Source organism: Micromonospora sp. U21 (assembly GCF_018070045.1).
GTDB lineage: Bacteria > Actinomycetota > Actinomycetes > Mycobacteriales > Micromonosporaceae > Micromonospora.
The window spans coordinates 59,101-70,937 of sequence record NZ_JAGPYK010000033.1 but is presented as its reverse complement, the minus strand read 5'-3'; the positions used below and the strand labels follow the sequence as shown (position 1 = coordinate 70,937).

Sequence of the window (11,837 nt, the reverse complement as noted above, 5' to 3'; positions counted from 1 at the left end):
GGGGGGGGGGGGGCGACGGTGGCGCCCGTCCGGTGTTGGGCCGGACGGGCGCCATCACGGCTCACCGGGTCAGCCGGCGCCACCCCGAATGACGACGTCGTAGGCGACGTGCGAGAGCGAGAACGTGGCGTTGCCGTCGTACCGGGCGTGGTACGTGTACGTGCCGCCCACCGGGGGCGTGTCGGTGATGGTGAACGAGCCGTCGGCGGCGAGCGTCGCCGGGGCCAGGTCCAGGACCGTGGTGCCGTTGCGGTTGGTGACCACCCGCCACACCGCAACCGACCCGGCCGGGGTGGGGACGTCGCCGGCGGTGCTCAGCCGGCCGGTGAGGGTGAGCGACCTGCTGGCGTTCCCAGTGGTGGGACCGGTCAGGCTCAGCGAGGTGGCATGCGTCGCCACGTCGACCTTGGTGGTGGTCTTCGACCAGCGGACGGTCGGGCTGCCGTCCCAGATCGCGGTGTAGCTGACGCTGCCACCGACCGGCGGGGTGTCCGTGGCGGTGAAGGTGCCGTCCGCGGCGGTGCTGACGGTGCCGACGACCGCCGTGGTGCCATCGGGCAGGGTGCGGCTGATCTCGATCGGCTGCTCGCCGGGGGCGGTGCCGTCGGGGAGGGTGAGACGGCCGGTCAGGGGGAACGGGTCGAGCGCGGTCGCCGTGCCGGCCGGGGAGAGGGTCAGCGTGGACGCCGGCAGGGTGGCCCCCTCCACCCGCCACAGGTAGTACCGGTTGCGCTGCCGGTCCTCCTGCAGGGCGAAGAGGTCGTGGCCCATGACGGAGAGGCTGCCGGCGACCAGCGTGGCGTTGTTCGTGATGGTGGTCTGGTAGGTGCGGGTGGCGCTGGCCGAGTCGTACACGGCGGCGTAGGGGCCGTAGGTGTCGCCGTCGAAGGCGGCGGCGAGGTATGCGCCGTCCGCGCTGCGGGCGACGGACCGCGGGGCGCCCGGGTACTCCGACCGGGAACCGTAGGTGCGGACCTTGGTCAGCGTGGTGGTGTCCCACACGTCCAGGCCAGAGCCGGGGAAGACGGTGATCGCCTGCGCGCCGTCCGGCGTGATGGTGAGGTCGTTCAGGTCCCACAGACCGTTGGCGGAGCCGTCGATGATGCCGCGTAGCGTCGCCGGTGTCGTGCTCACGTCGTACACCCGCGGGTTGCTGGGGCTGAGGCCGGACTCGCCGGTGGCGACCGTGGTGCCGGCTCCCGCGACCAGCGGCGCGCCGTACATCCGGTCGGCGACCTGGACCGGCGCGGATGCCGCGGCGGACAGGTCGAGGCTGAGGACACCCCCGACGAAGCTGCCCTTCACGCCGTAGCCCACCCAGAGCCGGTCGCCGTCCAGCGACAGGTTGGTGGGGGACGGGTACGCGGACAGGTCGATCCGCCGGGTGACGGCGAGGGTGGCGGCGTCGATCTCGGCGATCTCGTTGGAGCCGGAGAGCGCCGCGTAGACCCGGCTGCCGTCGGGCGTGATCGCCAGGCCGGTCGGGCTGGCCAGGCCGGTGATGGTGCCGGTGAGCGTGCCACTGGCGTCGGCGACCACGATCCGGTCGGTCGTGGAGACGAAGACCCGCCCGCCGCCGGCTGCCGTGTCGACGAGCCGGGTGACGCCGGGAATGAGCGTGGCGGTGTCCCGGGCGGCGGCGGGTGCGGTGGTGGCGACGAGGCCGGCCGCTGCGGCCATCGTCGATGCCAGGACTGAGCCGATCACTGTGCGGAACCGCACGTGCGGTCTCCCTTCGGTGGTAACCCCGTGATCCCATGGCGTACCGGCGGCGAGCCGGTGCCGGGTACGCGAACTAGATCGTCGCGTCATGGGATCAGGCGGTCATCCCGCAGGGATCGTTACAAAGACCGGAGACGCTGGACCGGACCGAGCTCGACCAGCGCGTCGGGCAGGCTCGTGCGGCGAAGCCGACGAGGCCGGCGGCGGCGACCCAGGGCAGGTGGGTTACCTCGGCGGGGTGCAGCAGTCGCGTGGCGGCGGTCCAGGCGGCGGCGACGGCGGAGGCGGCGATGACGACGACGATGATTATTCCGGCGAGGTCTTCGGCCCGGCCGTAGCCGTAGGTGTCGGCACGGGTAGCGGCCCGGCGGCCTAGCAGGAACGCGACGCCCAGCGGTACGGCGGTCAGGGCGTCGGCGACGTTGTGCAGGGTGTCACCGAGCAGCGCGACCGACCCGGACAGAACAACAATGACCGCTTGGGCGACAGCGGTGATCCCGAGGCCGACCTGGGAGATCCGCAGGGCGCGTAGGCCTTCCCGGGAGGACTCCAGGGCGGGATCGATTGAATCGCGGGAAGTAAGGGAGCGGCCGTCACGGGGGGAACGGCCGATCCGTGGCGGGAGCTTAGCGGCTCGCTTACAGCAGTTGGGGGCGTGGGCCTGGCGGCGGAAGCGCCTTACTGTCAGAGGGGTATGCCGGGCCGCACCGGCGGCACGCTGGGGACGGGCCGCGCTGGTAGACCCCGCGCGGAAGTTGCTGATGCGAGCGGGTGTCAGCGCGGGGGGAAGGTTTGAGCGAGCTGGGTAAGGGCTCCAGAAAGAGCTTGGTAGCCGGTGGATGTCAGCTTGCCTTCATCTCGGAACTTGCCAGCTTTCTCTGCCACCTCGCGGAGCTTGTCCCATGCCTTGTCGGTCTCACCCTTGGCCAAGGCACGCGACGACTCTTCCAGCCACTTGTCCAAGTCCTCGGCTTCGTCTTCGTCGAGTTGGCCGTCCCGCACGAGTTGAGTGAGGCCGACTTGGATTCCGGCGATGAGATCGGCGGGGCGTTGACGCGGTTTTTGTGTGGCGGTGGGCGAGGGCCTTGGTTCGGTGGTGATGGGCGGGGGGAGTGGTTCGGTGGTGAGGTCGGGTGTTGCGTCCGTGCTGGCGGCGGGTGAGGCGGTCACGGGTGCTGCGGCGTTTCGGTCTGCGCTTCCGCCGGTGAATAGCTCCGCCGCAAGCAAGGCGAGCACGACGGCGAACGCCGCGCCGCCGGCAACAACGAGCCCGTGCAGCCAGCGGTCCGACGTCGTGTGAGACCGGGAATGCCACCCGTGACGGGTGCATATTTCGGGCAGGATGACGGTGGGTGAGGACACGGCGGCCGTGACCGCGCGCGGGGGCATGGGCAGGGTTGGTCCCGCGAACGGATGGGCTGCGGATGCGGCCGTGGTCGCGGTGCCGTCGGTCTGCGCGGTCAGACCCTGGCTGGCGTCCGAGCCGGAGCCGGCGGCAGGAAAGTTTTCCATGGGCGAAGAGGGTACGGAACAGCAGCCGCCCGAGCCACAGCAGCGAAGAGCGGTTGGCGCGGTTGTCGGCTGTTGTCGCGCGTCTCGCTGACTTACTGCTGACTGACGGCATGGATGAGGCCATCTTCCGGATGGCCTCGGCGCTGGTGATGATGGGTGGGCGCGGCAGGTGTTGCTGGCGCACGGCGACGTTGCCCTGCCGGTCGACGTCGTCGTCGCCGCGAAGTGGGCCGGGCTGGCGTACCTGCAGCACATCGTGGCGGCTGGCCGGCCTCCCCGGCGTGGCCAGCAGGCGCAGCTGGCGATCCACACCGACGTGCTGATCCTGACCCGCAGCGCGATGGCGACCGGAGGCGCCGATGGCTGAGAGTCTGCCGGTCACCTCGGTGTGGCTGACCTGCCAGATACCCGCCCGTGACCAGCGGCGAGGCCGCTACGTCCGGGACACCTCCCGCCATCCGGCCAAGATGTTGCCGCACCTGGCCACGCACGCGGTCAGCGCGTACACCGCGCCGGGCGATGTGGTGTTCGACCCGATGTGCGGGTGCGGCACCACGCTGGTGGAAGCCATGCACCTCGGCCGCCACGGCATCGGTGTCGACACGGAGCCCCGCTACACCGCCCTCGCCAAGGCCAACGTCGCCCTCGCCGCGTCGCAGGGCGCCGCCGGAACGGCAACCGTATTGACCGGGGACGCCACCGGTCTGCTCGACCTGCTGCCCGCCTCCGCGGTCGGCAGGGTGAGCCTCGTGCTCACCTCGCCACCGTACGGGCGCGGAACGCATGGCGTCGTGCAGACCACAAGTACCGGGGTACGCAAGCGGAACCACCTGTATGGGGACCGGGAGCGCGGCAATCTCGCCTATGCGGAGTGGTCCCGCCTGCTCGACGGGTTCGCCGCGATCCTGGCCGCCAGCTACCAGCTGCTGCGTCCCGGCGGCACCGTGGTGATCACCTCCCGGCCGGTACGCCGCAAACGCGATGACCTGATCGACCTGCCCGGCGAGCTGCTCGCCGTCGCGCAGTCAGCCGGGCTGGTCCCGGTGGAGCGGACGGCGGCGATGCTCGCCGCCGTCCGCGACCGGCAGATCGTGCATCGAGCCAACATGTTCGGACTCCTGGCCGTCCGCCGCGCCCGCGACGAAGGCATCCCCGTGCACCTGGTGGCGCACGAGGACGTGCTGGTCCTGCGCCGCCGCTGGAAGCCTTGCCATGCTCAGGAGCTGTCGGGCCTGGCAAGGCAGACGACGGAGCTCTTCACCAAGCTGCGGTAGTCGCCCACGGCGGACCGGGTGTAAGTGAGCGTTCGGGAACTTCGGTTACCAGTTGCTGGTGCGGGCGAGTCGGCGTGACATGGTCATGATCAGCGAGATGTAGACCATGGCTTCGTGGTGGTCGGGTCGGGTTTCGTAGTCGCGGACGCAGCGGCGATGCTTGCTGATCCAGGCCAGGGTCCGCTCGATGACCCATCTGCGGGGCTGGACTTTGAAGCCGTTGACGTCGTCGGTGCGTTTCACGATCTCGACGGTCATCGCCAGGACCTCGCGTGCCCAGATGACCAGGCGCCCGGCGTAGCCGCCATCGGCCCAGCAGTGCGTGATGGTGGAGAACTTCTCCGGACCGGTGCGAGGATGCGGTGTCCGGCATCGCGGTCCTGGACTGCGGCGATGGTGACGATCACGGCGAGGACCAGGCCGCCGGTATCCACGGCGATGTGACGCTTACGACCGTTGATCTTCTTCCCGGCGTCGTAGCCGCGGCTGGCACGTGTCACGGTGTCGCCCGCGCGTACCGACTGGGAGTCGATGACCGCGGCGGTGGGCAGCGGGTCTCGGCCCTCGTAGACGCGCACCAGATCGCGTAGCGCGTCGTGGATCGCAGCCCAGGCTCCGGGCGCGTGCCCATCGGTGGAACAGATCGTAGCGGGGGACTCGGGGTCGATCGGCACGAAGGCGGCCCCGGCCTTCCCCACGCCGAGCAACGCCACGTACGTGTCGACCGAACGCTGCGGCAGGATGGCCACCCGCGCGCCACCCACGACGCCGAAGGACCGCAGGTGGTGGGCCAGCCGGTTCGCGTGCTCGTCCAGCTCCCGGTAGGTCAGCTGCTCGTCGCCGCACTCGAGTGCTATGGCAGATGGATCTTTGTCGCAGGCGGACTCGAACACGTGGTGCAGACGCCGAATTCTCGTGACGCAGCCCTCGTCGCCTGGCCCGCCGGTCGAATCGACGACCGGCGCACCGATGACGACGCCCGCTTCCGCATCCGACCCCTCTGGACCACGCTGCGCGCTGCCCAGATGCAGCCAAGGACATGGACCAGCAGGGGGGAACTTCCATCTACAGATCTAAAGGTTCCGCTCAATCAATGCAAAGTGTTAACGTCAGCGATCGATCTTTTGTCTTCCGAGACCGTACTGGCCGGTCCAGGGGAGAAAGTTCCACGGCTCCTACCTCGGCCAGGACCCGCACCCCACCGGGAGGAAGCATGACCGCACCGAACCGATGGCGCCGACGCCGTCGCGTCAGGCTCGTGGCCGCAGGTGCCGCTCTATCGACCCTGCTCGCCGCGGTCACCATCACCCCAGCCGGGGCCGCACCCGTCACCGTCGATGTTCCGCCGCAGGAACCCGGCGTCACCCTGCGTTCGTACGACATGGGAACTCCGCTGTCGACGTTGTGCACCCTCAAGCCGGCACAGACACCGAACGTCGACAAGCTCATGCCGATGATCAACTGGACCACCACAGACGAGTTCGGACTCTCGGACCGGTTCATCAGCCACGTCATCGCCAACCTCGCCGCGCCCGTCGACGGCGACTACACATTCCGGCTCACCAGCGACGACGGGTCACGGCTGACGATCGGCGATCAGCGTGTCGTCGACCACGACGGTCTGCACGGCGAAACCTCCAAGGAAGGGTCGACCACCCTCAGCGCCGGCCTACACCCAATTCGCCTCGAGTTCTTCGACAACGGCGGCGGCCAGGTGTTGCGCCTCGAATGGCGCCGCCCCGGCGCAGCCGACTTCGAGCTCGTACCGAACTCCGCGTTGAGCACCGACGCCGGCGTCGTACGCGTCACCGCCCCGGGCTGGAAGTACTGCGAGGGCGCGACCGACTCGGCCGGCGACGGCCTGCCGCTCGACCGGGTGCACCCGGGCTACACCCTCACCGACCTGCGCCCCGAAGGGCTCCAGCCACAGGTCACCGGCATGGCGTTCCGGCCCGACAGCGACCTGGTGATCTCCACCTGGGGCGGCACCGACAACGCGACCGGCGAGATCTACGTGGTCGAGGGCGTCACCGGCCAGACCAACCCCGAACAGGTGACCTACCGCAAGTTCGCCGACGGGCTGCGCGAACCCCAGGGCGTCGCGGTGGTCGACGACACCGTCTACGTCAGCCAGAAGCACGAGCTGACGGCCCTGCGCGACACCGACGCAGACGGCCTCGCCGATGACCGCCGCACCGTTGCCACCTGGCCATGGGGCGGCAACTTCCACGAGTTCGCGTTCGGCCTGCTCCATCGGGACGGTTACTTCTACCTCAACCTGTCAGTCGCCATCAACCAGGGCGGCGCCACCACCGTGCCCCAGCCCGCGCCGAACCGCGGAACCTCGATTAAGGTGAACGCCAAGACCGGCGAAATCACGTATGTCGCCGGAGGGCTGCGCACCCCCAACGGGATCGGGTGGGGCCCGGGCGGCGAGGTCTTCGTCACCGACAACCAGGGCGGCTGGCTGCCAGCATCCAAGCTGGTCCAGATCCAGCAGGGGGCGTTCTACAACCACTACACGACGCCCGCGGGTCCGTTCGACGACAAGCCGGTGACGCGTCCCATCGTCTGGATCCCGCAGAACGAAATCGGCAACTCACCGTCCACTCCCGTGCTGTTGAAGCAGGGGCCGTACGCGGGACAACTAGTCGTTGGCGACGTCACCTACGGCGGACTGCAGCGGGTGTTCCTTGAAAAGATCGAGGGGCAGTACCAGGGCGCGGTGTTCCGGCACACGCAGGGCCTGGAGGCCGGCGTCAACGAGGTCACCCTCGGCCCCGACGGCGCGCTCTACACCGGCGGCCTCGGCGCCGGCGGCAACTGGGGTCAGGAGGGCAAGCTCACCTACGGCCTGCAGAAGCTCACGCCCAACGGCACCTCGGTCTTCGAGGTCAAGCAGATGCGCGCGTCGCATGTCGGGTTCGAGCTGGAGTACACCAAGCCGCTGTCGGCCGAGACCGCGCAGGAACTCGCCGACGCCTACCAGGTGACGCAGTGGCGCTACGGCGCGACGAGCCAGTACGGCGGTCCCAAGCTCGAGCTGGAGACGCTCAAGGTGGCCAAGGTCGAGCTGTCGGCCGACGGCCGCACCGTCAAGCTCCAGATCCCGGGCCTGAAGGAGAACCGTGTGGTGCACGTGCGCTCCCCGCGTCCGTTCTCATCCGCCGGCGGCGAGGAGTTGTGGAACACTGAGGCCTGGTACACGCTCAACGAGATCCCGGGCCGGGTGGTGCAGCCGCAAACCTTCTTCGAGGCCGAGGAGGGCCGTACGGCCGGCGTCGGCATGGCGACCGACCACGCCGCCTACTCCGGCGCCGGCTTCGCCGCCGGGTTCGCCGGCGACGGCGCGTCGACCCGCATGTCCGTCGACGTCCGCGAGGCCGGGACGTACGACCTGGCGATGCGCTACAGCAACGGTCCGAATCCCTACTCCGGCGAGAAGCAGCTGAGCCTGTACGTCAACGGCGAACGGGTCGAGCAGACGGTCTTCCCCTCCACCGTGACCTGGGAGGAATGGGGCACCGTCAGCACGAAGGTGCGCCTGAACAAGGGTCGCAACCTGGTCGAGTACCGCAAGGAGGCCGCGGACTCCGGGCACGTGAACCTCGACGTGCTCGCCGTCCGGCCGCACGGCAAGCGCATCACGCTGTTCGACGGTGGCGAGCTCACCGAGTGGCAGCACAGCGACGGGCGCGAACCGGAGTGGGCGATTGCCGACGGCGCCATGACGGTGCGCAACGGGGACCTGCGCACGGTGCAGGCCTTCGGCGACTTCCGCCTGCACGTGGAGTTCAACCTGCCGCTCTATCCGCCGGACGTGACCGGCCAGGCGCGCGCCAACAGCGGCGTGTACCTGCAGGACCGCTACGAGATCCAGGTGCTGGACTCCTTCGGCATCGACCCGCCGCAGACCAACGACGCTGCGGCCATCTACACCCAGAAGGCCCCCGACGTGAACGCGGCGCTGCCGCCGCAGGCCTGGCAGACGTACGACATCGTGTACCGGCAGGCCCGCTACGACGCATCCGGAAACAAGGTCGACAACCCCCGCGTCACCGTGGTGTGGAACGGCGTCAGGGTGCACGACGACGTCGAGATCCTCGGCCCGACTGGCGGCAGCCGGCCCGAGGGCCCGGCGACGGGTGCCATCCGACTGCAGGACCACGGCAATCCGGTCCTGTACCGCAACATCTGGATCGAGCCGCTGGACCGGTAGCTTCGCCAGCTGCCAGAACGCGGACGGCCGGGTACCGGCGCGCCGGCCCGGCCGTCCGCAGCAGAGCCTCGGCCCAGGCATGCTGGGCCGAGGCTTGGACATGGTCGAGGAGGCTCTGCTCGCCACGCTGGCTGCAGGGCCCGGTTCCTGATCCGGGACCGTGACGGGAAGACCCCTGCCCTGTTCGACGCCGTCCTGAAGGACGCGGGCGTCGACGTCGTCCTCGGCGGCGTCCGGATGCCCCGCATGAACTCGATCATGGAACGCTGGCTACAGACCTGCCGGCGTGAACTCCTGGACCGCACCCTGATCTGGAACCAGCGGCATCTCCTGCACGCCCTGAAGAGTTCGAAGACTTCTACAACTCCCACCGGCCCTCACCAAGGCATCGCCAACGCACCCCCGTTACACCCGTTGCCCGCGCAGGTCGCCGACCCGAACAAACTCGCCCGCCTCCCCATCCGAAGACACGACCGTCTCGGCGGTGTTCTCCACGAATACAAGCATGCGGCGTGACGTGCACGGACGAGATTATCGGCAAGTGCAGGGGTGGTCGCAGGGCATCGAAGGAGGTCTTGCAAACATCTTCGTATACAACATACGCTCCCAGAGTCGCCGACTCGAGGAGTTGCCATCGAACCCCTTCCCGGGCGAAACGAGCCCACGCAGGCTCCGTCCACTCTGGGCAGCGGTGGTGACGGTCGCCCTTGCCTGCACCGTCGCAGCCTGCTCGCCGGTGTCGGACAGCGGGGGCGGCAGCAGATCTGGCGAGAACCAGGCGGCCCTACAGTAGGGCCGCCGACGACTCGACCGACGCACTGCTCGACGAGGCCCGCGCGGTCGTGGAGCGCGAAAGGCGCTACCAGCAGGCCATCGAGGAGATTCTCGAACGCCGCGGCACCGATCCACCACTACCACCCGAACGTCTTCGTGGCGGGCACCTCGGCCATGACCGGCTTCGAGTTCCTCGGCAACTGGCTGCCCCGCCTGAAAACCGCCCGCCTCACCGACTCGCGGTGGTCCCAACACGTCCTGCCCATGCCCTGCGCACCGAAGGAGTCCGTGATCATGCATCTGCCCGTCCATCGACAGCGACGATCACGACCACGAAACTGGCTGCCCGGGGCCGTAGCGCTGGCGCTCGTTGCCTCGATTGGGTTCGCCGCCCCGGCGGCCGGCGCCCAGGAGCAGCCGACCGGGCAGCGTCCTGTGTTCGAGAACGGCCGAGCCCAGCCGGTGTACGCCGGTGAAGAGATCATCAGCCAGAATGTCTGGGTCGAGGCCGAGGGCATGGACACCGACCGGGACGGTGCCCATGACCGCATCCGGGTCCAGATCCGGCGGCCGGCGTCGACCGACAAGGGCATCCAGCTGCCGATCATCATGCAGGCGAGCCCTTACTGGGGCGACGGAGGGGAGTTCCTGAACAACGAGGTCCACGTTCCGCTCTACGCTCCCCAGCGGCCGGGCTACGCGCCGCCGCCGGATCCCGGCCCGTTCCCGTACTTCCCGCCGCCGGACAAGCCGTACGACGGCACCGTGCTGCCGCACCAGACAATCAACGGCGGGACGTACCAGAACGAGTTCCTCTCACGCGGCTTCATCTTCGCCCACGCACAGATGCTCGGTACGGGCAGCTCGACCGGGTGCACTACTGGGGGCGGTCCCGAGGAGCACAATTCGCTCAAGGCAGTCATCGACTGGTTCAACGGCCGGGCCGACGCCTATGACATCGACGGCAACCCGGTCAAGGCCAACTGGACCACCGGTCTGGTTGGGATGATCGGCACGTCCTATGACGGCACGCTACCGATCGGGGTGGCCACGACCGGTGTGAAGGAACTGCGGGCAATCGTGCCCATCGCGGCAATCTCCAGCTACTACGACTACCGCCGGATGAACGGCACGCCGATCTCGACCAACACCAACCTTGGGGGCGACCAGAACTCCAACCACAACTCCAACATCTCTCGGAAGTACCCGGAGGTGTGTGACTACACCAAGGAAGAGGTCCGGCGGGGTCAGGACCGGCTCACCGGTGAGTACAACCAATGGTGGCACGAGCGCAACTACCTGCCGAACATCGGCAACATCGCCGGCGGCGTCCTGGTGCAGCACGGCCTGAACGACCAGAACGTGAAGCTCCGCAATGCCGCCCAGCTCGTTGACGCCCTCGAAGAGAACGGCATCCCTCACCAGGTGTGGCTGCACCAGGGCGGGCACGGCGACCGGGCGCTCTCGAACAACCGGGCGGCCTGGCTGGACCTGCTCAACCGCTGGTGGACCTACTGGCTGCACGGGGTGAACAACGATGTGCTGGACGAGCCCTCAGCAGTCATCGAGCGCGAAGACGGCACCTGGACGCCATACGACAGCTGGCCAGCGCCCGGCTCCGCCTCCACACCTGTCTTCCTAGGAGCCAGTGGCGACAACACCACCGGCAGGCTCACGCTGACACGCAAGGTCGCAGACAGGCCGGTCACCGAGACCTTCACCGATGACATGACGATCGACGCGACGTCCTTCGCCCGCGCGGAGCAGTCGCCGAACCGCCTCGCCTACCGCACCCCGGCGCTCACCGAGGCCGTCCATCTCAGCGGGACGGTGCATGTCTCGACTCGGATGTCGATCAACGCCCGGGCCGGGATCGTCAGCGCGATGCTGGTCGAGTACCCGAAGTCGGGCAACCCGAAGATCATCGCGCGGGGCTGGTCGGACCCGCTGAAGCGCTTCGGCTTGGATCGCAGCTACGGCATCATGCCGGGAGCCCCGTTCACTCACAACTTCGACCTGCAGCCGCACGACTACGTGTTTAACGAAGGTAGCCAGATCGGGATCGTCGTGTACTCCAGCGACCGGGTCTTCACCCTCCGGCCCCCGCCAGGCACGCAGCTGAGCCTGTACACACACCACAGCCAAACCAGAGTCGACCTCCCGATCGTCGGGGGCAAGTCCGCACTCGCGTCCGCCCTCGGCGGCGGCGAGTAAGACCAATTGCTTCGGCCCGGTCCGGGTGGCGGGTTTCCGCCCACTCGGACCGGGCCGGGCATTTTTGAAGATGCTCACGTTCGCCCTCCGCCGGACGGCGCATCGCTGCTGGTGCTGGCGAG

At 68.8% G+C, this 11,837-nt stretch carries 10 protein-coding genes; 5 read left to right on the top strand and 5 right to left on the bottom strand.

Annotated features, from left to right (window positions below):
* Positions 1–69: 69 nt before the first annotated feature.
* The 3 genes from KBX63_RS29375 to KBX63_RS29365 form a co-directional block, all read right to left on the bottom strand.
* On the bottom strand, positions 70–1,722 hold the full coding sequence (locus tag KBX63_RS29375; protein WP_210916831.1) for a YncE family protein: 1,653 nt from the start codon (positions 1,720–1,722) through the stop codon (positions 70–72).
* 94 nt (positions 1,723–1,816) lie between these two features.
* Positions 1,817–2,239, bottom strand: coding sequence for a cation transporter (locus tag KBX63_RS29370; protein WP_307871883.1), 423 nt, complete (start codon positions 2,237–2,239; stop codon positions 1,817–1,819).
* A 257-nt stretch (positions 2,240–2,496) separates the two neighbouring features.
* A complete protein-coding gene (locus KBX63_RS29365) occupies positions 2,497–3,234 on the bottom strand; it encodes a hypothetical protein (protein WP_210916829.1) in 738 nt (245 codons plus the stop codon).
* Between the two features lie 169 nt (positions 3,235–3,403).
* Between KBX63_RS29365 and KBX63_RS29360 the strand changes: the two genes are divergently transcribed.
* Together KBX63_RS29360 and KBX63_RS29355 are read left to right on the top strand one after the other, a co-directional pair.
* Positions 3,404–3,601, top strand: a complete 198-nt coding sequence (locus KBX63_RS29360) for a hypothetical protein (protein WP_247663594.1) — start codon at positions 3,404–3,406, stop codon at positions 3,599–3,601.
* The gene (locus KBX63_RS29355) at positions 3,594–4,508 is read left to right on the top strand and encodes a TRM11 family methyltransferase (protein ID WP_210916827.1); all 915 of its coding nucleotides are present in this window, start codon (positions 3,594–3,596) and stop codon (positions 4,506–4,508) included. The genes KBX63_RS29360 and KBX63_RS29355 overlap by 8 nt, the downstream gene beginning before the upstream one ends.
* Before the next feature lie 45 nt (positions 4,509–4,553).
* On the opposite strand, the gene KBX63_RS29350 is transcribed toward KBX63_RS29355, so the two are convergent.
* The gene (locus KBX63_RS29350) at positions 4,554–4,790 is read right to left on the bottom strand and encodes a hypothetical protein (protein WP_374102280.1); all 237 of its coding nucleotides are present in this window, start codon (positions 4,788–4,790) and stop codon (positions 4,554–4,556) included.
* The gene (locus KBX63_RS35650) at positions 4,763–5,401 is read right to left on the bottom strand and encodes an AMP-binding protein (RefSeq protein WP_307871882.1); all 639 of its coding nucleotides are present in this window, start codon (positions 5,399–5,401) and stop codon (positions 4,763–4,765) included. Before KBX63_RS35650 ends, KBX63_RS29350 begins: the two co-directional genes overlap by 28 nt.
* 146 nt (positions 5,402–5,547) lie before the next feature.
* Here KBX63_RS35650 and KBX63_RS29340 point away from each other — a divergent pair, with 146 nt between their 5' ends.
* From KBX63_RS29340 to KBX63_RS29330, 3 genes are all read left to right on the top strand, one after another.
* Positions 5,548–8,727: a family 16 glycoside hydrolase gene (locus KBX63_RS29340; protein WP_247663591.1), complete on the top strand. Its 3,180-nt coding sequence runs from the start codon at positions 5,548–5,550 to the stop codon at positions 8,725–8,727.
* Positions 8,728–8,973: 246 nt separating this feature from the next.
* Positions 8,974–9,243, top strand: coding sequence for an integrase (locus KBX63_RS29335; RefSeq protein WP_210916825.1), 270 nt, complete (start codon positions 8,974–8,976; stop codon positions 9,241–9,243).
* A 33-nt stretch (positions 9,244–9,276) separates the two neighbouring features.
* A complete protein-coding gene (locus KBX63_RS29330) occupies positions 9,277–11,715 on the top strand; it encodes a CocE/NonD family hydrolase (RefSeq protein ID WP_210916822.1) in 2,439 nt (812 codons plus the stop codon).
* Positions 11,716–11,837: the final 122 nt, after the last annotated feature.